Here is a 25,222-nt window from a genome sequence, read left to right on the forward strand (position 1 = left end):
CACGCTTCGCGCGCTGTCCTCAAACGCCGGACGGGCTGAATTGCGCACCCCCGGGGGTCTGGGGGCGGAGCCCCCAGTTTCGGGAAGGGGCGGGGCTGGGGAACAAAAAACGCCCCTCAGGGCCGCGGTGGCGTCAGTACCGACGTGATGCGCGCCGCCGCCTCCGCCAAAGCCTCGCGGGAAGCGGCCAGTTGATCCACCGTCACCCCATGATCGCGCGCCGCGTCGCGGATGTCGTCGCGGAAGCGGTCGAGGAGGCGGTCCAGGTCGCGGGCCGGGTCCTTGGAGAGCGCGTCTGAGGATGCCGCCCACTCCGGCGGCGCGGGCGGCGCCGGGCGGCCCCCGGTGAGGTTGCCCAGTTCCTGGGTGAGGGCGGTGATGCCCTCGGCGATGCCCTTGGGCCAGTCGCCGTGGCGGACGTGCTCCTGGACCTCCTCCTGCACGCGCTGGGAGATGCGGCGGACCTCCTCGCGCGCGTGGTCCTGCGCCTGCTTCGCCTGGCGGCGGGCCTGCTGCGCGTCCTGGCGGGCGCGGCGGCTCTCCTCCTTCGCCCGGCGGGCCTGCTCCTTCCACTCCTCCTTCGCGTGCCGGAACTCCTCCTTGGCCTGTCGCCACGCCTCGGTGTCACCGAACGCGCCGCCGAGGAAATCGACGGGTTCCTTGCCGGTGGTGCGGCTGCGGCGGGCCGCTTCGAGCATCTCGCGCCGCAGGTCGCCCGCCGCGCCGCGGACGTCCTCGCGGATGTCGGCGGCGAGCGTGGAGACGGACTCGCGGATGTCGAGTTCCAGCTCGGCCAGCTCGCCCTGGCGGTCGGCGAGTTCGGCCCGGCCGGAGGGGGTGAGGGAGTAGACCTTGCGGCCGCCCTCGGTGGAGTGGGTGACCAGGCCCTCGGCCTCCAGCTTGGCGAGGCGCGGGTAGACGGTGCCGGCCGAGGGCGCGTACAGCCCCTGGAAGCGCTCCTCCAGCAGCCGGATGATCTCGTAGCCGTGGCGGGGCGACTCGTCGAGGAGCTTGAGCAGATAGAGCCGCAGCCTGCCGTGGGCGAAGACGGGGGGCATCAGAGGACCTTTCCCTGGGGGGTGCTGTCGGTGGGGCCGGCCTGGGTCCAGTCGTCGGTCTCCGGGCGGCGCAGCAGTGCGACCGCGCCGGAGACGCTGGTGACCTTGAGGCTGCCGCGGCCCGCGCCGAGCCTGCCGGTGATCTTCTTGGCGCCGAACTGGCTGCTGACGTGCAGCTCCCCGAAGCCGCAGGAGAGCGCGCCGCTGGTGGTGTTGGCGTCCACCTCGGCGTCCACGGTGTTCGGGAGGCGGATGGCGACGTCGCCGGAGACGGTGCCGAGCACGAGGGAGGGGCCGGGGACGGCGGGGGAGAGGTCGACGACCACGTCGCCGCTGATGGAGTCGGCCCTGACCGTGCCGCCCGAGCTCTCGACGAGGGTGAGGTCGCCGGAGACGGACTTGAACTGCAGGTCGCCGCCGATCCCTTGGGCCTCCAGCAGCCCGGAGACGGTCTCGGCCCGGACCGGTCCGGTGATGCCGACGAGGGTGACGTCGCCGCTGACGCTGCGGACGGCCGTGCGCCCGGTGACATTGGAGACGACGGCGCTCGCCCCGGCGACGCCGACCTCGACGTCGGTGCCGGTCGGCACGGTGAGGGTGACGGTGGCGGTGCGGTGCCAGCTCTTGCGGGAGAACCACGTCGTGAGGTTCTTCCAGGGGAGGTCGTCGTAGGCGACGGTGAGGGCGCCTTCGTCGAGGGTGACGGTCAGCGGCCGGCCGTCGATCTCGGAGAGCTCCAGCCGGGCGGGCCCGGTGGCGTCGCCCACGACATTGACCGTGCCGCCGATGATCCGGACGGCGAGAGCCGTGACCGGCTCCTCGAAGGTGACTTTCTGCGGCGTGGACAGTGACCACTTCGACTGGGCCGGCATGCCGGGCCTCCTTGATGTCATGACTCGACCGTCGCGACTGTCGCGACATGGAGCTGAACGCAACCTATCGCGTCTCTGCCAAACACGATATATCGCGGTCTCGTGAAGTCAAGTGCCTTCCCCGTGGCATAGCGTTGTCGCATGTCCGCAACTGATCACAGCCGCGCGGCCGGGGTTCTGCTGCTCTGCCGGGCCGAGCCCGACCGCGTCCGTCCCTCCGCGCAGCTCCTGAACGAACCACTGCTCCTCGCCCCCGCGGGCGAAGGCTGGAGCGCGCTGATCCCCGGCGAGGACTCCTGGCGCTCCGAGGACACCGACCCGGCCGCCGCCGCGGCGGGCTGGGCGCACGCGCTGGCCGTGGCCGAGACCTGGCCGGTGGTCGGGCTGTGGTGGGACGCGGGCGACGCGGGCTTCGTGGTGGCGGCGGGCTTCCGCCGTACGGTCGGCTACACCTGGGCCGCCGACGGCACCCCGATCGGCGAGGAGAGCGCCATGGCCTCCCTGCGCGCCCGGGTCGGCCTCGACCCGGTGCTCGACGGGGCCGCGCTCGACGAGCTCACCCGGCCCGACTCCGACGCGGACGCCGCCGCGCGGGTGCTCGGCCTGATCGCGGTGCTCTCCCGTACGGGCCTCACGCTGCCGTCCGGCCTCGCGCCGGGGGTGAGCGCCGCCCGGCTGCGCGCGGCCGCGGCCCCCGTCGCGGAGGCGGTCGACTGGCCGGGGTGGCGGGAGGCGGTGCGGTCCGGGCTCGACGCGGCCGAGCGCGGGTTCTTCGGGACGTGGACGCGCGGGCCCCGGGCGCGGGCGCTGGGCGCCACGGAGGTGGTGGCGGGGCTGTCGCTGGCCTGCTGGGCGCGCCGGTCCGGGCGCCGCGGCTGGGCGACGGCGGGCGGGGTGCTGGCGCTGGACGGGGCGCTCACGCTCGCGTACGACTGGTGGCGCGAGCGGGTCTGAGCCATGAGGAGGCCCCGGGACCCCGGGGCCTCATGGTCACCGGCGGGACGGCCCTACAGGTCGTCGTCGTCCTCGTCGTCCAGGCGGGCCAGCCACGTCGCCAGGCGCTCCACCGGGACCTCGAAGTCCGGGTTGAGGTCGACGAACTCGCGGAGGCGCTCGGCGACCCAGCCGAGGGAGACCTCCTCCTCGCCACGCCGGTTCTCGAGCTCCTCGATGCCGCGGTCGGTGAAGTACAACGTGCTCTCCGTCAGGGATAGTCGGGGTCAACAAGAGGTCGACAGCAGGAGTGCCCGGCGCCTGCCAGGGGCATAACTGCATTCCTGCCCAGGATAGGCGGGGCCTTGGCCACGGCCTCTCGCGCCCGTCCCGCCCGAGGGCTAGCCTGCTGCAACACGATGCGGGGATCGGGGGCGGCGCGTGGCCGACGGGATCACTCAGGTCCGCCTGGACGACGGCACGGTCGTCTGGGCGCGGATCAGCGAGGCGCAGGAACTGGACCGGCCCGGCGACCGCGCCGGGGGGTACGAGGACTCGAGCGCCGGGGGCGCCGCCCGGCGCGTCGCGGGGCTCGCGGGCGGTCTGACCGATGTCGTACGGGGCGTCGTCGGCTCCCTGCGCCCGGCGCTCGCGGCCGTCGCGCCGCAGGAGGTCACGGTCGAGTTCGGCATCGAGCTGTCCGCGAAGGCGGGCCACGTCATCAGCCTCCTCGCCGACGGGGAGGGCAAGGCGTCGATCACCGTCTCGCTCACCTGGTCGGAGCGCGGGGAGCCACCGCCCGCGACCGCGGAGCCGCCCGCTACCCCCAGTGCTCCTTGAGCGCCCTGGACGGGACCGTACGCCGGTCCGTCGTGCGCATTTCCGCGCCGGGCGGCGGGTATGACCCGAGCGGTGCCCGGTTCTGGGGCAGCGGGTTCTTCGTCGCCCCCGGCTGGGTGCTGACCTGCGCCCATGTGGTGGCGAACGGGGGTGGTGACGTGCTGAGCGGCGCTGCGGCCATCGACATCACCGACTCGCGCGAGCACACCACCGAGGGCCGCGTCGCCCTCGTGCTGCCACCGCCCGACGACCCCGACCGCCCGCCCCGCAGCTGGAAGCTGCCCGACCTGGCCCTGGTCGAGGTGGACGGCGGCCAGGACGCCGAGTGCCTGTGGCTCAGCGACCGTTCGGCCGTCGTGCCCGCCCGGATCAGCCTGCACGGGTGGTCGACGGAGACCGGCGACCTGGCCCTGCGCTCCGGCACCGGCACGGCCAGCGGCACCGACGGGCCCGAGGGCAGCGCCATGCTCCTGCGGGGCGAGATACCCGTCGCCGGGTGCTCGGGCGGGCCCGTCGTGGATGTGGCGCGCGGCGCCGTCGTCGGGGTGTGCAAGGGGCGCGGTCAGGACACCGCCGGGCTCGCGGTCCCCGTCACCGCGCTGCGCCGGATGGCCAACGAACGGCCCGGCAGGGACCGGCTGCACGCGCTGATCCGCGCCCACGACCTGCACCACCTGCGCCGCTACCGCACGGTCGGCACGGGCGGCAGCTGGACCGGTTTCCAGCACGCCCTGCGGCCCGCCGGGGCGGGCGGCTTCACACCGGTCCTGCGCACGCACCTCTTCGCGCGGCTCGCCGAGCTGTCGCCGCCCGGCACGCCCGGCGAGGTCATGGCGCTCGTCGACGAGGTCAAGCGCCGGATGATCCAGGCCCCGTACCAGCCAGGCATCGAGCACGACCCGCGCACCTGGCGGGAGGGCGTGGGCCTGCTCTACGACCTCCGGGACGACGAGGGCCGCGCGCCCGAGCGGGACCTGGAGCTGGAGGCCGTGCTGCTCTACGCGGCGCGCGTCGCCGCCGCCGTCAGCCGCGCCGGACTGCCCGCCGACGAGGCGCCGCTGCGCGAGCTGAGCGGCTGGCTGACCGGGCGCGAGGAGCCGATCCAGCCCGTCATACGGGAGGAGATCGGCCAGATCCTGCACGGCGGCGCCGACGACCCGCAGGAGCCCCGCGAGCACCCGGCGCCCGGCACCGTCGAGCTGCGCAAGCCCGAGCGCCGCAAGGTCGAGCCGGACGTGCCGGACGCCCGCGCCCGCGCCGACGTGCTCGTGGAGATAGACCCCCTCCTCTACGGCGACAAGTACACCTGGCGCGTCAGGCTGCTCCGCGAGGACGACCTCGTCACGCTGCGCGAGGACGAACAGGGCGTCATCCGGGCAGAGTTGTGCGAGGCCCTGCGCGAGCCGATCGCCGCGGCCGTGCGCCAGGGCGACGTGGGCGAGCACCTGGCCGCCGTCGAGGCCATCGTGCCGCGCGAACTCCTGGACGAGCCCCTGGACGCCTGGCGGCTCTGCCCGCCCGGCGCCCCCGAGACCTTCCTGGACCCCGACACCCTGCCGCTGGGCCAGCGCCGCGTCGTCGTGCTGCGCGACCGGCGGCGGCGCGACCACCCCGCGAGCCCCGAGTGGCGGCGCCGCTGGAGCGGCACCGCGCGCGGCCCGCTGACCGCCGTGCCGCTGCGCCGCGAGGCACCGCTGCGGGGGCACGACGGGCCCGGGCGGGAGAGCGGCCACGCCGTCTACGACCGGCTGTCCGGCGCCGAGGACAGCGCCGTGCCCGTCTACTGCGGGCCGGTCGCGTCCGGGCCGGGGGCCGCCGCGATGGAGGCCGCGCTGGCCGCCGGACACGCGGTCGTGATCTGGCGCAGATGCGCCATCGGACATACGGATTGCGCCGAATTTCATCGTCATGTGTCTGAACTCGTGTGCGAGGCCAAGACCGCGGACGGGCTGCACCGGCGCATCCGCAGCCTCCGCATCCGCAACGGCGACCCCGAGTACCCCGACCCCGAGGTCCTCTGGGCGCGGTCGATTGCCCTGCTCTTCGACTCGCCGGACCACCCGCCGCTGCCCGAACTCCCGCTGTACGCGCCCGCACCCCGCCCCGGACCGCCGTGATGACGGGGCGTCAAGCACGTGACAGGAGACTGTGCCGGGCCCCGGCGGCCCGGGGCCGTGACGGTACCTTCGAGCGGGGACCGGGGCCGGGCGGGGCGCCCGGCACAGCAGGCCGCAGGGTGACACCACCAGCTGTGAGGAGACCGGCGTGAACGACTGGCGCATCTACCGGGGAGCGGGCCTGCCGCACGACGGGATACGGCACCTGCCGCCGCCCCCGCCCTGGCGCGACTTCGCCTCCTCCGGCCCCGACACGGGCGCCGACAGCGACCCGAGCGCCGCCCGCAGGCTCGGCGTGCTGCGCCGGCTGGTGGAGAACCACCACCCGCGCCCCGACGAGGTGGAGGCCGTCAACGCCGCCCTCTACCTCCGCCGCCCGCTCCTGGTCACCGGCAACCCCGGCACCGGCAAGTCCACCCTCGCCCACGCCGTCGCCCACGAGCTCGGCCTCGGCCGGGTGCTCCGCTGGCCCATCGTGAGCCGCTCCGCTCTCCACGACGGCCTCTACCGCTACGACGCGATCGCCCGCCTCCAGGACGTCCAGCTGGAGCGGGCCGGGGGCGCGGACGACGGCGGGCGCCGGTCCATCGGGTCGTACGTCCGCCTCGGCCCCCTCGGCACCGCCCTGCTGCCCGCCGCCCGGCCGCGGGTGCTGCTCGTCGACGAGCTCGACAAGGGCGACCTCGACCTGCCCAACGACCTGCTCAATGCCCTGGAGGAGGGCGAGTTCACGCTCCCGGAGCTGGAGCGCATCGCCGACCGCGAGCCCGAGGTGGAGGTGCTCACCGACGACGGCGGGCGGGCCGTGATCAGCGGCGGCCGGGTGCGCTGCACCACCTTCCCGCTGATCGTGCTGACCTCCAACGGCGAACGCGACTTCCCCGCCGCCCTGTTGCGCCGCTGCATCCAGCTCGACCTCGAACCGCCGGGCGAGGAGCAGCTCACCGCGATGGTCAGAGCCCACCTCGGCGACGAGGCGGTCGGCGAGGGCGGCGAGCTCATCCAGCGCTTCCTCGACCGGGAGCCCGGCGAGGTCATCGCCGCCGACCAGCTCCTCAACGCCCTCTTCCTCACCCAGCACACCCCCCGTGCCGAACGGGTCACGCGCGACCGGCTCGCCGACATGCTGATGCAGCCACTGGACCGTCCGAGGTGATGAGGTATGACGGCGCCCCCCGACCCACGGCTGGGGCAACTGATCGCCCGCCTGCGGGCCGTGCCCTGGGACCTCACGCCCGAGGAGATAGCCGACGCGGTCTGGCTGGCCCAGTGGGTCACCCCGGCCAGCCCCCCTGGCAGTGAACCCGGGCCGCGGCCCGGCGACGCGCCGGCCCGCAGCGGGCCGCGGGCCGCGGAGACCACCGCACCCGCGGCCGACGCGCCCCCGGCGCCCGGTACGGACCGCCGGCCCGTACGGCACGCCGAGCGCTCCGGCCCCGTGGCGCTGTACGCGGAGAGCGGCCGGCACCCGGGCCGGCGGGCCCGGGACGGTGCCGACGCCTTCCCCGTACGGGTGCCCATGGCCGCGTCGCTGCCCGGCCTCCTCGACCTCCAGCGGGCCCTGCGGCCCCTGCGCGGCTACCGCCCGCTCGCGACGCCCCCGCGCGGCCCCCTCGACGAGGACGCCACCGCCGACCAGGCGGCCCGCACCGGGGTACTCGACCCCCTCTACCGCAGGGGCGGGCGCCGGGCCGCCGCCATCCAGCTGCTCATGGACGTCTCCCCCTCCATGGTCGTCTGGGAGCGGATGCTGGAGGAACTGCGCCAGACCTGCGCCCAGTTGGGCGTCTTCAGCGACGTCCAGGTGCGCTATCTGCACCGGGCCGCCGACGGCACCCCCCTGATCGGCACCTCCGCCGTCCCCGGCCGGGGGCCCGGCAGCGCCCACCACCCGCGCCCCGCCGACCAGTTCCGCGACCCCACCGGCCGCCGCCTCACCCTCGTCATCAGCGACTGCGTGGGACCGCTGTGGCAGGAGGGCCGGGCCCAACGGCTCCTCCACCACTGGTCGCCCGCCTCGCCGCTCGCCGTCGTCCAGCCCCTGCCGCCCCGCCTGTGGCCGCGCACCGCCCTGCCCGCCGACGCCGGGCTGCTGACCCGCGACCCCGCCTCCGGCGGCAGGCTCGCCTTCGACCCCGAGGGCTACGGCCCCCGGCCCGCGCCCGGTGCCCTGCCCGTCCCCGTGCTGCTGCCCACCCGCGAGGCACTCGGCACCTGGGCCCGGCTGCTCTCCGGGCCCGGCCGCACCACTGTCCGCGGCGCCGCGGGCTGGGTACTCCCGCACCACCCCGCGCTCCCCGGCCCCACCCCCGGCACGGGCCCCGAGCCGACCGCCGACGAACTGCTCAGGGCCTTCCGCGCCGGCGCCTCCCCGGGCGCACTGCGCCTGGCCGTGCACCTCGCCGCCGTGCCGCTGGCCCTGCCCGTGATGCAGGTGGTGCAGCGCGCCATGCTGCCCGACACCGGCCCCATGGAACTGGCCGAGGTGCTGCTCGGCGGCCTGCTGTGGCAACTGCCCGGCCCGGAGCCCGGCATCGGGCACTCCTACGAATTCGTCGACGGCGTACGGGAGCTGCTGCTGCACTCCCTCGACCAGGGCGCCGCCGCCCTCGTCCTCAAACACTGCTCCGAATTCGTCGAACGGCACTTCGGCAAGGGCGCCCGCAACTTCTCCGCGCTCGCCGTCGCCCAGCTCTCCCACCGCACCGCCGAACCGCTCGACGGACAACGGCCGGACGCCGACGAGGACGGCGCGGGCACCGAGCCCGAGCTCTTCGCGAAGGTCCCCGCCCGCGTGGTGCGCTGGTACCAGCCCCTGCCCGCCGACGCCGGCGAGAGGGGTGAACTCGGCGAGGCGGAGCGCCTGCTGCGGCTCTGGCACCTCCAGGCCGACCCCACCCTCCTCCACGAGGCCCGCGAGCACGCCACGCCCTACGCCCGCCGCCCCGCGGGCGCCCCCGAGGGCATCCGCGGCCGCCTCGTGCTCGGCGGCATCCTCCGGGCCCTCGCCGGCACCGAGGCCGTACGCCGCGACCCCACCGCCCGCACCGCGACCCTGACGGAGGCGGTCGCCCTGCTCACCGAGGCCCACGACCACGCCGAGCCCGGCAGTACCCCGCACACCGACTCCGCGCTCGAACTCGCCTCCGCCCACCACGCCCGCTGGCAGGACGACGGGGACACCGCCCACCTGCTCGCCGCCGAACGCGCCCTGCGCGCCCTCCCCGCCGACGACCCCACCCGCACGCTGCGCCTCGGCCGCGTCCTCCTCGCCCTCGCCCAGGCCGCGCCCGACCCCCGCCCGTACGCCACCGGGGCAGCCGCCGAACTCCGGGCCGCCTGCGGCCTCCTGGAAGACGAGGACGCCCCCGAACCCCAGCTGTGCGCCGCCCTCCTCGACCTCGCCACCGCGCTGCGGCTCTCCGCCGCGCCCACCGAGGAGACCCTCGCCGTCCTCGACCGCGCCGGACACCTCGCCGCCGACGACCCGCTGCGCCTGCGCCGCCTCACCGAGCTGGCCCGGGCCCGCACAGCCGCGGAGTCCTGGGCCGGGGCCGACGACGCCTACACCGCGGCCGTCGACCTCACCGGCCCCTACAGCCCCTGGCGTTGCGCGCTCCTCACCGAATGGGGCGAGTCGCTGCTGCGCCGCGCACGCCTCGACCCCGCCTCCGAGGCGCTCGCGCGGGCCGAGCCCGTGCTCCGGGAGGCCTTCGCGATCAGCCCCGGCCGGGACCCGGGGCGGCCCCGCCTCCAACTGCTCCTCGGGCGCGCGCTCGCCCTCCGCTTCGACCGGCAGATTTTCCTGCCCGACCTCTACGAGAGCGAACACCTGCTGGAACAGGCCGCCCGCCACGCCCCCGACGCCCGCACCCGCGCCGAGGCCTGGCTGGAGCTGGGCACGACCCGGCTCACCCTGCACGACCGCAGCGGCCCCGCATCCCTCGACAGCGTGGCCGCCGCCTTCGCCTCGGCGGTGGGCGAGGCCCGGCGCGCAGGCGGCGGCGTGCCCGGCTCGGTGCTCGCCGCACGCGCCGCCCACCGCCACGGCGAGGTGCTCGAACGCATGGGACAGCCACGGGCGGCCCTCGCCGCCTACCGCGAGGCCGCGCGGGAGTGGAGCGACCTCACCGCCCGGCTCGCCGAGGTCCCCTGGGCCGAGGTCCAGGAGACACGGGAGAGCGTGGCGCGCCTGACAGGACCGTGACCGGAACGCCACCCGAACGGGTTTCCGCCCGACGGCCCCCGGGAAGAACCGTGCAGCCGCGGGGGCCACGGGCCGGTGGAGGGCGGCAGGGAGGAGCACAGAGTGCCGAAGCTCAAGCGCACCGCGGCGGCCGTCTCGGCGGACGCCGCGGAACGGGTGCCGACGGTGCCCGACCTCACCGGCATCGACCTGCGGACCCTGCGCCACACCGAAGACACCGCCCTCGGTATCGCCGTCGAGGAAGTCCTGCTCGACCCGGGCGAATTCGAGGGGACCTGGTACTCGGACGGCTCGGACGCGACCGGAAGGCGGGTGCCCGAAAGGCGTTGAAGCGGGACCGGATCCGGACGACATGGGGGAGTGGGGAAGCCGGGATGACCGTGCGGCACGTCGAAGCGAACGGGGTGCCCGCGCCGGCGGCCCTGGCGCGCCTCGCCCGCACCCGCTCCGCCCCCGCCGACCTCGACCTCCTGCTCCGCGGCCGGCGCAGCCGCCGCCTGATCCTCCTCAAGTCCCTGCTGGCCGCGCTGGACCGGAGCGCGGAGAGCGTGCCCGCCGCCGTCCGCGCGCGCTTCGAGGAGCACTGGCGGCTGCTGGAGCGCGCCGAGGGCCACGACCCCGCCGCCGTCCACGACACCCTGGACTACCCCACCGTCGGCACCTGGCTGGCCCGCACCCTGGCGGCCCCCACCGGCATCGAACTGACCTGTCGCCTGGACCACTTCGGCTCCGTGGCCGCCGCGGCCGCGCTCCGCGCGGGCACCCCCTTCACCCTCACCCTCGGCCCCCGGGACGGCCTGCTCGCCCTGCCCGGCATCGGCGTCCTCGCGACCCCCGCCCCCGCCGTGCGGCTCACCGCCCGCGCGCACACCGTGCACCTGAGGCCCGGGGGGAGGGGCGCCGGGGCGGTCCTGCTGCGCACCGGCGGCCGGATCCACGGCACCGGCCCCGGCTGGCGCGGCCTGCGCCGACTGCCCGGCACCACCGCACTCCTGGACGACCTCGACCCCTACCGCGCCCCGCCCGAGGGCATCGGCCGCGCCGCGCTGCCTCCCGCGCCCCGCTCCGCGACCGGCGCCGAACCCTGGCTCCGGCGGTGGCGCTCCGCCCTCGCCCTGCTGCGTGCCATCGACCCGCAGCGCGCCGCGGAGACCACGGCCCTCCTGCGCTGCCTGGTCCCGCTCGCCCGCACCGGCCCGTACGGCCAGGGGGCGCGCGGGGTGAGCGCGACCTTCCGGGCGGCGCCCGGCGCCGTCCTCGCCACGCTGCCGGACACCGCCGCCGACCTCGCAGCCGTGCTCGTCCACGAGACCCAGCACGGCAAACTGGCGGTCCTCCACGACCTGTTGCCGCTGCACCACGCCGGTCCGTACGCCGTCCACCGCGTCGCCTGGCGCACCGACCCGCGCCCGCTCGCGGGTGTCCTCCAGGGCACCTACGCGCATCTGGCGCTGGCCGACTTCTGGGGTCGCGTCGCGGGGCGCGCAGGGCTGCCGCCCGGCGCCCGGTCCGCCGCGCGCGCCCGTCATGATTCCTACCGCCGACAGGTCGCGGAAGCCCTGCCCATCCTGCTTGAATCCAATGAACTCACCCCCGCGGGCGTCGAGTTCACGACAGGCATGCGACAGCACCACGCGGGCCTGGGGCAGGCCGCCGGGCCAACCGAGGCCATCGGCGAACCGTCACCATTCGGTGACATACGGTAATCTTGGTGCCGTGTCGGCCCACCCGGCCGCCGCGGCGCGTAGCAATGAGGGGACGTGCGCATGAGCGAGCCAACCGGTGGTGCGCGGAGTCGGCCGGGCCCCGCGGGCGAGCACTTCGTCGTGGTGTTCGCCGGCTTCCACCGGCCCTGGGCCACCTGGATCGGCCACCGGCTGGAGAGCCACGGCCACCGGGTCACCCTGCACCGCTGGGACCCCCGCAGGGAGGTCCCCCTGGAGAGCGCCCTCGGCGACCTGCTGATGGCCTCGGGACGGCTGCTGCTCGTCCTGAGCGACTGGTTCTTCCAGCTGGGCCCGCGCCGCGACGGCGAGTGGAGCGAGGCGCTGCGCGGCATCGTCGCCGCCAACTCCGAGCGGTTCGCCGCCGTCAGCCTCACCAACCGCGCCCTGCTGCCCGCCACCGCCGTGCTGGAGCCCGTCGACCTCTACGGCATCGGCTCCCAGGAGGCCGAGCGCCGCCTCCTGGGACGGCTCGGCCTGCCGCCCGGCCCGCCGCGCCGCAGCATTCCCGCCGGCCCCGGCTCCCGCTACCCGGGCGACCCGCCGGCCGTGTGGGGCGAGGTGCCGCGCCGCGATGCCCGGTTCACCGGCCGCGACGACCTCCTCAACCAGCTCCAGGAGCAGCTGACCGACGCCGAGCAGGGCACCGCCGTCTGCGCGCTGCTCGGCATGTCCGGCATCGGCAAGACCCAGCTCGCCGCCGAGTACGCCCACCGCTTCAGCTCCGACTACGACGTCATCTGGTGGGTCAACTCCGACATGCGCGGCACCCAGCGCGAGCGCCTCGGCGAACTCGCCGCCGAGCTGGGCCTCGGCAGCGGCTCCGAGCCCGGCGAGCGCATCCGCGCCGTCCGCGAGGCCCTGCGCCGCGGCGACCCCTACGGCCGCTGGCTGCTGATCTTCGACGGCTGGGACGACATCGACGGCGCCGGGGAGCTCCTCCCCGAGGGCCCCGGCCATGTGCTGATCACCTCCCGCAACCGCAGCTGGACCACCCAGGGCGCGACCCCGCTGGAGGTCCCCGGCTTCCAGCGCCACGAGTCCACCGGCTACTTGATGCGCCGCGCGCCCCGCATCACCGCCGACGAGGCCACCGAGGTCGCCGCCGAGCTCGGCGACATCCCCCTCGCCCTCGTCCAGGCGGCCGCCTGGCTCGGCGAGTCCGACATGGAGGTCGCCGACTACCTCCGCATGGTCCGCGACGGCGAGCTCTCCGGCCTCGCCGACCAGGGCGACTTCGACGGAGTGCCCCGCTCCTCCCTCACCTCCTGGTCGATACTGATCAACCGGCTCCGCGAGACCCAGCCGCACGCCGTCGAACTCCTCACCCTGTGCACCTCCTTCGCCCCCGGCCGGATCCCCATCGGCCTCGTCCGCCACCTCCCGCCCGCCGAGCTGCCCGAGAGCCTCAGCTGGCTCGCCACCGACCTGCCCAGCTGGACCCGGGCGTTGGACTCCCTCGTCAACTACTCGGTCTTCACCCGCGACATCCGCGGCACCGTCCCCGGCGAGCCGGGCCCCGAGCAGGAGTCCGTGCGCATGCACCGGCTCGTCCACGACATCGTCGCCCGCCTCACCTCACCCGAGGAGCGGGCCGAACACCGCCGCATCGTCCGCCGGATGCTCGCCGCCGCCGACCCCGGCAACCCGCAGGACACCCGGCTCTGGCCGCGCTACGCCGAGCTCCTCCCGCACCTGGAGCCCTCCGGCGCCCTCGGCAGCCACGACGAGCGGGTCCAGGAGACCGTCCTCAACTGCCTGCACTACTGCCACCGCAGCGGGGAGTTCCGCACCGGCATCGAGCTCGCCGAGCAGGTCCGCGCCCGCTGGACCGAGCTCTTCCCGCCCGAGCACCCCCGCATGCTCGACCTCACCGTCCGCCAGGGCAACATCCTCCGGTCGTACGGCGTCTTCCGCGCCGCCTACGAGATCGACCGGGACATGCTGGAGCGGCTGCGCGCGAGCACCCCCGCCGGCCCCCGGCCCGGCGGCGGCACCGTCCTGATGACCGCGACCAGCTGCCTCGCCGCCGACCAGCGCTACCTCGGCCAGTACACCGAAGCCCTCCAGCTCCAGCGCGAGGTCCTGAACACCGCCCGGGAACTCCTCGGCCCCGACGACTACTTCACCCTCAACGCCCACCACAACCTGGGCGTCTGCCTCAGACTGCTGGGCCGCTACGCCGAGGCGTACGACACCGACCTGGAGAACCTCCGCAGGCGCGAGTCCCTGCTGCGCACCCGGCACGCCGCCACCCTCGTCTCCGGCATCTCCTGCGCCCGCGACCTGCGGCTGATGGGCCGCTATCGCGACGCGCTGGCTCGCCAGGAGCTCGGCATGCGGATGCACCTCCAGGTCCTCGGCCCCCAGCACCCGCAGACCCTGCGCGCCCACCACAACCTCGTCCTGTGCGAGCGGCGCGCGGGCGGCTTCCAGGACGTGGGCGCCGCCATGGCCAGCCTCCTCGAACAGATGGAGCAGGTGCACGGGCGCGGCCACTACGCCACCATCGGCCTCGTCGTCGACTACGGCAACCACGCCCGCGAGCACGGCGACCTCGGCCACGCCCGCGACCTCATCGCCGAGGGCGAGGCCGGCTTCCGCGCCCTCCTCGGACCCGCCCACCCCGTCACCACCGGCATGCTCACCAACACCGGGCTCGTCCTCCAGGCGTCCGGGGAGCGGGCCGAGGCGCTCACCATGTTCGAGTCCGCCTACGCCGGGCTGTCCGCGACCCTCGGCCCCGAGCACCCCTGGGTGCTGGGCTGCGCTCTCAACGCCGCCGCCGGGCGCAACTTCAACGGCCGCCTCGACGCCGCCCTGGAGCTCAGCCGCGACACCCTCCGCCGGGCCCGGCACGTCCTCGGCGAGGACCACCCCCTGACCCTGTCCTGCGAGGTCGCCCTCGCCGCCGACCTCAGGGCGCTGCGCGAGCACGAGGAGGCGTCCAAGGTCGAGCAGGACGCCCTCCAGCGGCTCACCCGCACCCTGGGCGCCCAGCACCCGCACGCCCTCTCCGCCCGCCAGCGCACCCGCCCCTACTGGGACTTCGAGCCCTACCTGGGCTGACCGCCGCCCCGGCCGGGGACGGCACAGGGCCCCCACCGCCGCAGCGGTGGGGGCCCTGTCCTTGATGCATTGCGCGGGCGCGCCGGGATCAGATGTCGAAGACCTCGGCGACCAGTGCCTGCTGCTCCGCCTGGTGGCGCTTGGCCGAGCCGACCGCCGGGGAGGAGGAGTGCGGCCGGGAGATCCGGCGCAGTCGCTCACGGGCCGGGATGTCGGCACCGACGGCCAGGTCCAGGTGGTCGATCAGGTTCAGCGCGATGAACGGCCACGCACCCTGGTTCGCCGGCTCCTCCTGGGCCCACACGAACTTCTCCGCCGCCGAGTACTTGGCGAACTCGGCCTGGAGCTCCTCGCCGGGCAGCGGGTAGAGCCGCTCGATACGGACGATCGCCGTGTCGTTCGCACCCCGCTTGGTCCGCTCGGCGACCAGGTCGTAGTAGACCTTGCCGGCGCAGAAAACGACCTTGCGGACGTCCTCGGTGCGCACCGTGTCGTCACCGATCAGCGGACGGAACGCACCGCTGGTGAACTCCTCCACCTTCGACGCCGCGGCCTTCAGACGCAGCATCGACTTCGGGGTGAAGACGATCAGCGGCTTGTGGTGCGGGTTGTGGACCTGCCAGCGCAGCAGGTGGAAGTAGTTCGACGGCAGCGTCGGCATGGCGACCGTCATGTTGTTCTGCGCGCAGAGCTGGAGGAAGCGCTCGATCCGGGCCGAGGAGTGGTCCGGGCCCTGGCCCTCGTAGCCGTGCGGCAGCAGCAGCGTGACGCCGGAGGTCTGGCCCCACTTCTGCTCCGAGGAGGAGATGAACTCGTCGGTGATGCTCTGCGCACCGTTGACGAAGTCACCGAACTGGGCCTCCCACAGCACCAGCGCGTCCGGGCGGGCCAGCGAGTAGCCGTACTCGAAGCCCATCGCCGCGTACTCGCTGAGCAGCGAGTCGTAGATGTTGAAGCGGGCCTGGTCCTCGGAGAGGTAGAGCAGCGGGGTGTAGTCCTCGCCGGTCTCCCGGTCCACCAGCACCGCGTGGCGCTGGCCGAAGGTGCCGCGGCGGGAGTCCTGGCCGGCGAGCCGGACCGGGGTGCCCTCCATCAGCAGCGAGCCGAAGGCGAGGGTCTCGCCCATGCCCCAGTCGATCGTGCCGTCCTCGATGCTGGCGGCGCGGCGCTGGAGCTGCGGCACCAGGCGCGGGTGCACGGTGACGTTCTCCGGCGTGGTGACCTGGGACTCGGCGATCCGCTTGACGACCTCCTGGGAGATCGCGGTGTTCACCGCGACCGGGAAGCCGTCCAGCGGGGCCGGGGCCGGAGCCTCGGCCGGGGCCGCGTCGGCGTCCCGGACCTCGACGAAGACCTTCTCCAGCTGGCCCTGGTAGTCCTGCAGGGCCTGCTCGGCCTCTTCGAGGGTGATGTCGCCGCGACCGATGAGGGACTCGGTGTAGAGCTTGCGCACCGAGCGCTTCTTGTCGATCAGGTCGTACATCAGCGGCTGGGTGAACGAGGGGTTGTCCGACTCGTTGTGGCCCCGGCGGCGGTAGCAGATCAGGTCGATGACGACGTCCTTGTTGAACGCCTGGCGGAACTCGAAGGCGAGCCGCGCGACGCGGACCACGGCCTCCGGGTCGTCACCGTTCACATGGAAGATCGGCGCCTCGATCATCCGGGCGACGTCGGTGCAGTACATCGACGAGCGCGAGGACTCCGGCGGCGCGGTGAAGCCGACCTGGTTGTTGATGACGATGTGCACGGTGCCGCCGGTGCGGTAGCCGCGCAGCTGCGACATGTTCAGCGTCTCCGCGACGACGCCCTGGCCCGCGAAGGCCGCGTCGCCGTGCAGCTGGACGGGGAGGACGGTGAAGTCCGTGCCCGCCTTGCCGATGATGTCCTGCTTGGCCCGCGCGATGCCCTCGACGACCGGGTCGACGGTCTCCAGGTGCGAGGGGTTGGCGGCCAGCGAGACCTTGATCTGCTCGCCGTCCAGGCCCGTGAAGGTGCCCTCCGCGCCCAGGTGGTACTTCACGTCGCCGGAGCCGTGCATCGACTTCGGGTCGAGGTTGCCCTCGAACTCGCGGAAGATCTGCGCGTACGACTTGCCGACGATGTTCGCGAGCACGTTCAGGCGGCCACGGTGGGCCATGCCGATGACGACCTCGTCCAGGCGCGACTCGGCGGCCGCGTCCAGCACCGCGTCCAGCAGCGGGATGACGGACTCGCCGCCCTCCAGGGAGAACCGCTTCTGGCCGACGTACTTCGTCTGCAGGAAGGTCTCGAACGCCTCGGCGGCGTTCAGCCGGCGCAGGATGCGCAGCTGCTCCTCGCGCTCCGGCTTGGAGTGCCCGCGCTCGACCCGGTCCTGGATCCACTTGCGCTGCTTGGGGTCCTGGATGTGCATGAACTCGATGCCGGTGGTGCGGCAGTACGAGTCGCGCAGCACGCCCAGGATGTCGCGCAGCTTCATCAGGGACTTGCCCGCGAAGCCACCGACCGCGAACGCCCGCTCCAGGTCCCACAGGGTGAGGCCGTGCTCGGTGATGTCGAGGTCGGGGTGCTTGCGCTGGCGGTACTCCAGCGGGTCGGTGTCGGCCATGACGTGGCCGCGGACCCGGTAGGAGTGGATCAGCTCGAAGACCCGGGCGGCCTTGGTGACGTCGTCGTCGTGCGAGGCGTCGATGTCCTTGAGCCAGCGGATCGGCTCGTAGGGGATGCGCAGCGCCTCGAAGATGTCGTCGAAGAAGCCGTTCTCGCCCAGCAGCAGCTGGTTCATGATCCGCAGGAACTCGCCGGAGGCGGCGCCCTGGATCACCCGGTGGTCGTACGTCGAGGTCAGGGTCATGACCTTGGAGATGCCCAGCTTGTTCAGGGCGTCCTGCGAGGTGCCCTGGAACTCGGCCGGGTAGTCCATGGCGCCGACGCCGATGATGACGCCCTGGCCGGGCATCAGGCGCGGCACGGAGTGCACGGTGCCGATGCCGCCGGGGTTCGTCAGCGAGGCGGTGACCCCGGTGAAGTCGTCCATCGTCAGCTTGCCGACGCGGGCGCGGCGGACGATGTCCTCGTACGCCTGCCAGAACTCGAAGAAGTTGAGCGTCTCGGCCTTCTTGATGGCCGCGACCACGAGCTGGCGGTCGCCGTTCGGCTTCACCAGGTCGATCGCCAGACCGAGGTTGACGTGCTCGGGCTTGACGAGGTTCGGCTTGCCGTCCTTCTCCGTGTAGGAGTAGTTCATCGACGGCATCAGCTTCAGCGCCTGCACCATGGCGAAGCCGATGAGGTGCGTGAAGGAGACCTTGCCGCCGCGGGCGCGCTTCAGGTGGTTGTTGATGACGATGCGGTTGTCGAACAGCAGCTTCACCGGGACCGCGCGGACGGACGTGGCCGTCGGCAGCTCCAGCGAGGCGTTCATGTTCTTGACCACAGCGGCGGCGGGGCCGCGCAGCGGCACGTACTCCGGGCCCTTGGCGGGCTCGGCCGGCTCGGCGGCCTTGGCGGCGGCGGCCGGCTTGGCAGCCGGAGCCTTCGCCGCGGGCGCGGCCACGGGCTTCGCCACGGCGGGCTGGGCCACCGGGGCGGCCGGAGGCGCGACTGCGGGCTGCGGCGCTGCGGGCGCGGCGGCCTTCGGCGCCGCGGGCGGCGCTGCCGGAGCGGCAGCGGCCGGGGCATTCCCGGTCAGACCTGGCGGCGGTGCAGCCGCCGTCTGGCCCGGCTTGTAGTCGGCGAAGAAGTCCCACCAGGCTCGGTCGACCGAGTTCGGGTCCTGGAGGTACTGCTGGTAGATCTCGTCGACGAGCCACTCATTGGGACCGAAGACGTCGGCAGGGCTCTTGCCCTGCCCGTCCTGGTCGGTCGAGACGCTCGAGGTGTTGGGGGACTGTGGCGACACGGCGGCAACCGCCCTCTTCCGCTTCACAAGGTGATGGACAGCGGAAATAAAGGCTACGCCTGTCTGTACCGATGATGCAGGCCACCCGGGCCAGTCGTCGCGCAAGTCACATTCCCGGAGGGGTTTCGAGGCATGACTTGGCGGGAAACACACGGGGTTCCGCAGCTCCGGAGAGATTCAGGGTTCGCTTGAGCGTGCCCCACACTCCCTCGAATGTGTGCTTCCGTCACCGACCCTACGTCAACCTTGATCGCGAGGCCCGCCCGGAAGGGTGACCTGAATGCGGCACCCCTGAGGTGATTCGGCCACGCCGATGCTTCCCCCGTGCAGATCCACCGCCCAGCGCGCGATCGCCAGACCCAGGCCCGTACCGCCGTCGCTGCCCGGCCCCTGCTGACCCGAGCCACCGCGGTTGAAACGCTCGAAGACGCGGTGCCGCTCCGCCTCCGGGATGCCCGGCCCCTCGTCCAGCACCTCCAGGTCCAGCGACTGGGCGCCCTCGCCCCGGCGCGCCCGCACCGTGACCCGGCCGTGCGGGGGGCTGTGCTTGACCGCGTTGTCCACCAGATTCGCCACCACCTGGTGCAGCCGCTCCGCGTCGGCGTGAGCCGTGAGCTCCGGCGGCGACACGTCCAGGTGCAGATGGACGTCCTTGCGCGCGTGCGGGGAGGAGCCCGAGCCGCTGGCCATCCCCGCCTCCTTCAGCACGCCCGCCAGATACGGCCACACCTCGAAGCGCCGCGCGTGCAGCGGCACGACCCCGTTGTCCAGCCGGGAGAGATCCAGCAGCTGCTCCACCAGGCGGCCCAGCCGCTCGGTCTGGCGCAGCGCCGTGCGCATGGTCTCCGGATCGGCGGCCGAGACCCCGTCCACCACGTTCTCCAGCACCGCCCGCAGGCCCGCGATGGGGGTGCGCAGCTCGTGCGAGACATTGGCGACCAGCTCCTTGCGGTGGGTGTCCACCGCCTCCAGGTCGGCCGCCATCCGGTTGAAGGCCGTGGCCAGGTCCCCGAACTCGTCCCGCCGCCCGGCCCCCACCCGCCGTGTGTAGTCCCCCTGCGCCATCGCCCGGGTGACCTCGGTCATCTCGTCCAGCGGCGCGGTCAGCCCGTGCGCCACGAACTGCGTTATCAGCAGCGAGGCGATGATCGAGAAGACGGTGATCACCCGGAGCTCGGTCGCCGAGTGCAGCGCCACGAAGACCAGGAAGGTCGTTATCACCACCGACCCGATGACCAGCGCGCCCAGCGCCGCCTTCACCGAGCGGTAGGGGTCCAGCGGCCGCAGGGCCTCCCAGACCCGGCCGCCCAGCCCCGCCGGGGCCACGGGGCGGTCCTGCGCGCCGGTGGCACCGCCGCCGTCCGCGCCGCGGATCCCGGCGGCGCGGGCGGCGGCCCCCGCCCCGCCGGTGCCGCCCGGCCCGCAGCCGGTCCCGCCGCTCATGCCGCCGGGGTCTCCAGCGCGTAGCCGACCCCGTGGACCGTACGGATCCGCTCGGCGCCGATCTTCCGGCGGAGCGCCTTGATGTGGCTGTCCACGGTCCGGGTCCCGGAGGCGTCCGCCCAGTCCCACACCTCCGCGAGCAGCTGCTCGCGGGAGAGGACGGCGCGCGGGGTGTTCGCCAGACAGACCAGCAGGTCGAACTCGGTCGGCGTCAGGTGCACGTCCGTGCCGCGCACCCGCACCCGCCGCTGCGCGTGGTCGATCTCCAGCTCGCCCAGGCGCAGGATGCCGGTGCGCGGCGTGTGCGCGGCGAGCGCCGCCCGCTCCACCCGGCGCAGCAGCACGTGCACCCGCGCCGCCAGCTCCCGCATCGAGAACGGCTTGGTCATGTAGTCGTCCGCGCCCACGCCCAGGCCGACCAGCATGTCGGTCTCGTCGTCGCGCGCGGTGAGCATCAGCACGGGCACCGGCCGCTGCGCCTGCACCCGGCGGCAGACCTCCAGGCCGTCGAAGCCCGGCAGCATCACGTCCAGGACCAGCAGGTCAGGCTGCCAGGCCTCGGCCGCGTCCACGGCGGCCGGGCCGTCGCCCGCGGTCCGCACCTGGAAACCCTCGGCCCGCAGCCGGGCCGCGATGGCGTCGACGATGGTCCGGTCGTCCTCGACGACGAGCACCCGGCGCTGTGCCCCGGCGGAGGCTGCGGCACCGTTCGGGCCGATGTGTGTCTGCTCCATGCGCCCCGCCCCTAGCGTCTTCCGTTGGCCTGCATCTCCACACAGTCCTGCGGCTGTGGCAAGCAGAGTACGGGCAGGTGGCAGGGGACGGCTACGCGGCACGGAGCGCGAGGTGGACTACGTCCGGGACGCCCCGGGCAACGGCGATCTCTTCGGTTCTTACCCCTTCGAACCCGGCATTCCGGAGCGCCTCTTCGAACGCCTCCGACGGCCGCGCCGACCACACGGCCAGCACGCCGCCGGGCGCCAGCCGGTCGTGGCAGGCCCGCAGCCCGGCGGGGGAGTAGAGGCCGCCGTTGTCCTCGGTGACGGTCCAGCCGGGGCCGTTGTCGATGTCCAGACACAGCGCGTCGTACGTGACCGGCGCCGTCTGTACGTACGCGACCAGGTCCGCGTGCACGATCTCCGTACGCGGGTCCGCGAGCGCCGGGCCCGAGAACGCGGCCAGCGGTCCGCCCCGGTGCCAGCCGATCACCGCCGCCTCGCGCTCCACCACGGCGATCCGCCCCCAGCGCGGCTCCCCGGCCGCCCGCGCCAGCGAGAAGCCGACGCCCAGGCCGCCGATCAGCACCGCCGGATCCCGCCGCCCGGCGGGCAGGGCGGCCAGCGCCGCGTCGACCAGGAGGCGCTCCGAGCGCCCGTCCGAGGTGTCCATCAGGAAGCAGCCGTTCGCGATGATCTCGTAGATCCCACCCCTCCGGCGCAGTACGACCTCGCCGTGGGGGCCCTCGCGGCGGTCCACGGTGACGGGCGACTCGTAACGGACATCCTGGTCGGTCATGGCGAGGCCTCCGTAGGTCGGGGAGCCCGGCGGACGCAGCGGACGGATCTTCGGTTGAGGCCCGTGACGGGAGTCACGGGCAGAGGTTGATTTGCCGGGCCACTGGGACCTTAATGTTCACAGTGAGGGCGGAGCGTGAGGCATAGGGCACGACCGCCCGCGATCCGTCGCGCAGCCGCCGGAAAGGGGCCTGGCCGAGTGACTGTGGTTGACCCCGGGGAGCGGACGACCGAGGACGCCGCTCCGGGCGGCATGCCCGGCCCTCTGCCGGCCCAGCGCGAGCCGGTCGAGGGCGTGCCCGCCCCGCCGCCCCGGACGCGGCGGCGGATCTCCCCGCTCGCGTGGGCGCGGCGCGTGCTGCCGACACCGACCGGCACGCCGTTCACCTTCGTCTACGGACTCGTGCTGCTCGGCACCGCGCTCTACGCCGACCTCGGCGACGAGGCCACCGTCAACCAGCTCCTGCGCGACTCCAGCACCGACGCCGCCCACCTCGCGGATCAGCCCCTCGTCGTCCTCGTCGCCAGCGCCCTGTGGGTGGCGGGCGGCCTCTACTCCCTGTACGGGCTCTTCTTCGCCCTCGTCCTCAGCGCCCTCGAACGCCGCATCGGCCCCGCCCGCGCGGCCGGCGTCTTCCTCCTCGGCCACGTCCTGGCCACCCTCGCCACCGAGCTCCCCGTGGCCGGCGCGGTGGCGGCCGGCCGCCTCCCGGAGGCGTCACTGCACCGGCTGGACTACGGCATCAGCTTCGGCGTGATGGCCTGCATCGGCGCGCTGTCCGGCCTGCTGCGCCGGCCGGCGGGCTGGACGCTGCTCGGCTTCGCGGCGCTCATGTGCGCGCAGGACTTGATCGACTTCGCGGACCCCCTGGCGAGCTGGGGCCATCCCATAGCGCTGCTCACCGGGATGGCCTGTGGCCCTTTCATCCGCGACACCCGCCGCCCGCCCGAGGCCTGACCCGGGGTGCGCAATTCCAGCCCGTGGGGGCACCTCCCAGCGGTAGCTGGGGGAGTTTGAGGACAGCGCGCGAAGCGTGCTCCCGCCGCAAGCGGCAACGGCCCGGCGCCCAGCCGATCGCTCAGAGCGAACACGTACCCGGGAACACCCGCGGAGCGCCACGCATTGAGTCGACATAGCTCAACTTGCCTGCCGAAGGGGAGATCATGGCTTTCACGTCCACACCGCTCACCCTGCCCGTCCTGCCCCTGGAAGACGAGGTCGTGCTGCCCGGCATGGTCGTCCCCCTCGACCTCTCCGACGGCGAAGTGCGCGCCGCCGTGGAAGCCGCGCAGGCCGCCGCCGGAGACGGCAAGCCGCAGGTGCTGCTCGTGCCGCGCGTCGAGGGTTCGTACGCGGGCACCGGCACGCTCGGCCGCGTGGAGCAGGTCGGCCGGCTCTCCGACGGCGACCCCGGCGCGCTCATCCGAGGGCTGGGGCGCGTCCGGATCGGGGCCGGTACGACGGGGCCCGGCGCCGCGCTGTGGGTCGAGGGCACCCGGATCGAGGAGATCACCCCCGACCCCCTGCCCGGCGCGGTCACCGAGCTGATGAAGGAGTACAAGGCGCTCGCCACCAGCTGGCTGCGCAAGCGCGGCGCCTGGCAGGTCGTGGACCGCGTCCAGCAGATCGACGACGTGGCCCAGCTCGCCGACAACTCCGGCTACTCCCCGTTCCTCACCGTCGCCCAGCGCGTCGAGCTGCTGGAGACCGCCGACCCGGTGGCCCGGCTGAAGCTCGCCGTGGGCTGGCTCGGTGAGCACCTCGCCGAGCAGGACGTCGCCGAGTCGATCGCCAAGGACGTGCAGGAGGGCGTCGACAAGCAGCAGCGCGAGTTCCTGCTCCGCCGCCAGCTGGAGGCCGTCCGCAAGGAGCTCGCCGAGCTCAATGGCGACCCCGAGAGCGAGCCGGACGACTACCGCGCCCGCGTCGAGGCCGCCGACCTGCCGGAAAAGGTCCGCGAGGCCGCGCTCAAGGAGGTCGAGAAGCTGGAGCGGGCCTCCGACCAGAGCCCCGAGGGCGGCTGGATCCGCACCTGGCTCGACACGGTCCTGGAGCTCCCCTGGAACGAGCGCACCGAGGACGCGTACGACATCCCCGGCGCCAAGGCCGTCCTCGACGCGGACCACGCGGGCCTGGAGGACGTGAAGGAGCGGATCACCGAATACCTGGCGGTGCGCAAGCGGCGCGCCGACCGGGGGCTGGGCGTGATCGGCGGGCGGCGCGGGGGCGCGGTGCTCGCGCTCGTCGGTCCGCCCGGCGTCGGGAAGACCTCGCTGGGGGAGAGCGTCGCCCGCGCGATGGGCCGCAAGTTCGTCCGCGTCGCCCTGGGCGGCGTGCGCGACGAGGCGGAGATCCGCGGCCACCGGCGCACGTACGTAGGCGCGCTGCCCGGCCGGATCGTGCGGGCGGTCAAGGAAGCGGGCTCGATGAACCCGGTCGTCCTCCTGGACGAGATCGACAAGGTCGGCTCGGACTTCCGCGGCGACCCGGCGGCGGCCCTCCTGGAGGTCCTGGACCCGGCGCAGAACCACACCTTCCGCGATCACTACCTGGAGGTCGAACTCGACCTCTCGGACGTCGTCTTCCTCGCCACGGCCAATGTCCTTGACTCCATCCCGGAGGCCCTCCTGGACCGCATGGAGCTCGTCCGCCTCGACGGCTACACCGAGGACGAGAAGGTCGTCATCGCCCGCGACCACCTGCTGCCCCGGCAGCTGGAGCGCGCGGGCCTGGCGGCCGACGAGGTGACCCTGGAGGACGGGGCGCTGCGCACGCTGGCCGGCGAGTACACCCGCGAGGCGGGCGTACGCACCCTGGAGCGCGCCCTCGCCCGGCTGCTGCGCAAGGTGGCCGCCCAGCACGAACTCGGCGAGCGCGAGCTGCCGGTGACCCTCGGCGCGGACGACCTGCGCGCCCTGATCGGCCGCCCGCACCACACGCCGGAGTCCGCGCAGGACCCGGCCGAGCGGCGCACGGCCGTGCCCGGCGTGGCGACCGGCCTCGCGGTGACCGGGGCGGGCGGCGACGTGCTCTTCGTCGAGGCGTCGCTGGCCGACCCGGAGACCGGCGGCGCGGGCCTGACCCTGACCGGCCAACTGGGCGACGTGATGAAGGAGTCCGCGCAGATCGCGCTCTCCTTCCTCCGCTCCCACGGCGCCGAACTGGAGCTCCCGGTCGGCGACTTCAAGGAGCGCGGCGTCCACCTCCACGTCCCCGCGGGCGCGGTCCCCAAGGACGGCCCGAGCGCGGGCGTGACGATGACGACCGCGCTGGCCTCCCTGCTGTCCGGCCGCCAGGTCCGCCCCGACGTGGCGATGACCGGCGAGGTCTCACTGACCGGCCGCGTGCTCCCCGTAGGCGGCGTGAAGCAGAAACTGCTGGCGGCCCACCGCGCCGGGGTCACCACGGTCGTCATCCCCAAGCGCAACGAACCCGACCTGGACGACGTCCCGCAGGAGATCCTCTCCAAGCTCGAAGTCCACCCGGTGGCCGACGTCCGCCAGGTCCTGGAACTGGCCCTCCAGCCGGCGTCGTCACAGGTGGCGATGGCGGCGTAGCGCCCAC

17 protein-coding genes are annotated in these 25,222 nt (G+C 74.1%); 10 read left to right on the top strand and 7 right to left on the bottom strand.

Annotated elements, in window-relative coordinates; all coding sequences use genetic code 11:
- Positions 1–116: 116 nt before the first annotated feature.
- Together ABD269_RS30155 and ABD269_RS30160 are read right to left on the bottom strand one after the other, a co-directional pair.
- Complete coding sequence (locus ABD269_RS30155; RefSeq protein WP_344123031.1) at positions 117–1,058, bottom strand: PadR family transcriptional regulator; 942 nt, start codon at positions 1,056–1,058, stop codon at positions 117–119.
- Positions 1,058–1,930, bottom strand: coding sequence for a DUF4097 family beta strand repeat-containing protein (locus tag ABD269_RS30160; protein ID WP_344123033.1), 873 nt, complete (start codon positions 1,928–1,930; stop codon positions 1,058–1,060). Before ABD269_RS30160 ends, ABD269_RS30155 begins: the two co-directional genes overlap by 1 nt.
- A gap of 141 nt (positions 1,931–2,071) precedes the next feature.
- On the opposite strand from ABD269_RS30160, the gene ABD269_RS30165 reads away from it, so the two are divergent.
- Positions 2,072–2,884, top strand: a complete 813-nt coding sequence (locus ABD269_RS30165; protein WP_344123035.1) for a hypothetical protein — start codon at positions 2,072–2,074, stop codon at positions 2,882–2,884.
- A 53-nt stretch (positions 2,885–2,937) separates the two neighbouring features.
- Here ABD269_RS30165 and ABD269_RS30170 read toward each other — a convergent pair whose 3' ends face one another.
- Complete coding sequence (locus tag ABD269_RS30170) at positions 2,938–3,123, bottom strand: DUF6104 family protein (protein WP_301892376.1); 186 nt, start codon at positions 3,121–3,123, stop codon at positions 2,938–2,940.
- 181 nt (positions 3,124–3,304) lie between these two features.
- Here ABD269_RS30170 and ABD269_RS30175 point away from each other — a divergent pair, with 181 nt between their 5' ends.
- The 7 genes from ABD269_RS30175 to fxsT all read left to right on the top strand — a co-directional run bounded on the left by ABD269_RS30175 (position 3,305) and on the right by fxsT (position 14,820).
- Positions 3,305–3,703: a CU044_2847 family protein gene (locus ABD269_RS30175; RefSeq protein WP_344123038.1), complete on the top strand. Its 399-nt coding sequence runs from the start codon at positions 3,305–3,307 to the stop codon at positions 3,701–3,703.
- 32 nt (positions 3,704–3,735) lie between these two features.
- Positions 3,736–5,820 carry a VMAP-C domain-containing protein gene (locus ABD269_RS30180; RefSeq protein WP_344123040.1) on the top strand — a complete coding sequence of 695 codons (2,085 nt, stop codon included), beginning with the start codon at positions 3,736–3,738 and terminating at the stop codon, positions 5,818–5,820.
- A 148-nt stretch (positions 5,821–5,968) separates the two neighbouring features.
- Positions 5,969–6,976 (top strand): AAA family ATPase, encoded by a 1,008-nt coding sequence (locus ABD269_RS30185; RefSeq protein ID WP_344123042.1) that lies wholly within the window; start codon positions 5,969–5,971, stop codon positions 6,974–6,976.
- Between the two features lie 6 nt (positions 6,977–6,982).
- On the top strand, positions 6,983–10,027 hold the full coding sequence (locus ABD269_RS30190) for an SAV_2336 N-terminal domain-related protein (RefSeq protein WP_344123044.1): 3,045 nt from the start codon (positions 6,983–6,985) through the stop codon (positions 10,025–10,027).
- A 102-nt stretch (positions 10,028–10,129) separates the two neighbouring features.
- Complete coding sequence (locus ABD269_RS30195; protein WP_344123046.1) at positions 10,130–10,357, top strand: hypothetical protein; 228 nt, start codon at positions 10,130–10,132, stop codon at positions 10,355–10,357.
- A gap of 44 nt (positions 10,358–10,401) precedes the next feature.
- On the top strand, positions 10,402–11,733 hold the full coding sequence (locus tag ABD269_RS30200) for an aKG-HExxH-type peptide beta-hydroxylase (protein WP_344123048.1): 1,332 nt from the start codon (positions 10,402–10,404) through the stop codon (positions 11,731–11,733).
- A gap of 60 nt (positions 11,734–11,793) precedes the next feature.
- Positions 11,794–14,820, top strand: a complete 3,027-nt coding sequence (gene fxsT, locus ABD269_RS30205) for an FxSxx-COOH system tetratricopeptide repeat protein (RefSeq protein ID WP_344123050.1) — start codon at positions 11,794–11,796, stop codon at positions 14,818–14,820.
- Between the two features lie 88 nt (positions 14,821–14,908).
- Here the strand turns inward: fxsT and ABD269_RS30210 are convergent, their stop codons facing one another.
- The 4 genes from ABD269_RS30210 to ABD269_RS30225 all read right to left on the bottom strand — a co-directional run bounded on the left by ABD269_RS30210 (position 14,909) and on the right by ABD269_RS30225 (position 21,658).
- On the bottom strand, positions 14,909–18,700 hold the full coding sequence (locus ABD269_RS30210; protein ID WP_344123052.1) for a multifunctional oxoglutarate decarboxylase/oxoglutarate dehydrogenase thiamine pyrophosphate-binding subunit/dihydrolipoyllysine-residue succinyltransferase subunit: 3,792 nt from the start codon (positions 18,698–18,700) through the stop codon (positions 14,909–14,911).
- Between the two features lie 240 nt (positions 18,701–18,940).
- Positions 18,941–20,143, bottom strand: coding sequence for a HAMP domain-containing sensor histidine kinase (locus ABD269_RS30215; RefSeq protein ID WP_301892359.1), 1,203 nt, complete (start codon positions 20,141–20,143; stop codon positions 18,941–18,943).
- Positions 20,140–20,877, bottom strand: coding sequence for a response regulator transcription factor (locus tag ABD269_RS30220; RefSeq protein ID WP_116213862.1), 738 nt, complete (start codon positions 20,875–20,877; stop codon positions 20,140–20,142). Before ABD269_RS30220 ends, ABD269_RS30215 begins: the two co-directional genes overlap by 4 nt.
- A gap of 91 nt (positions 20,878–20,968) precedes the next feature.
- Positions 20,969–21,658 (bottom strand): spermidine synthase family protein, encoded by a 690-nt coding sequence (locus ABD269_RS30225; protein WP_344123055.1) that lies wholly within the window; start codon positions 21,656–21,658, stop codon positions 20,969–20,971.
- A 198-nt stretch (positions 21,659–21,856) separates the two neighbouring features.
- On the opposite strand from ABD269_RS30225, the gene ABD269_RS30230 reads away from it, so the two are divergent.
- Entirely contained in the window at positions 21,857–22,615 is a 759-nt protein-coding gene (locus ABD269_RS30230; protein ID WP_344123057.1) for a rhomboid-like protein, read from the top strand.
- 206 nt (positions 22,616–22,821) lie between these two features.
- The gene (lon, locus tag ABD269_RS30235; RefSeq protein WP_344123059.1) at positions 22,822–25,215 is read left to right on the top strand and encodes an endopeptidase La; all 2,394 of its coding nucleotides are present in this window, start codon (positions 22,822–22,824) and stop codon (positions 25,213–25,215) included.
- The last annotated feature ends 7 nt before the right edge of the window (positions 25,216–25,222 follow it).

The organism is Streptomyces blastmyceticus (genome assembly GCF_039521185.1).
GTDB classification, from domain to species: domain Bacteria; phylum Actinomycetota; class Actinomycetes; order Streptomycetales; family Streptomycetaceae; genus Streptomyces; species Streptomyces blastmyceticus.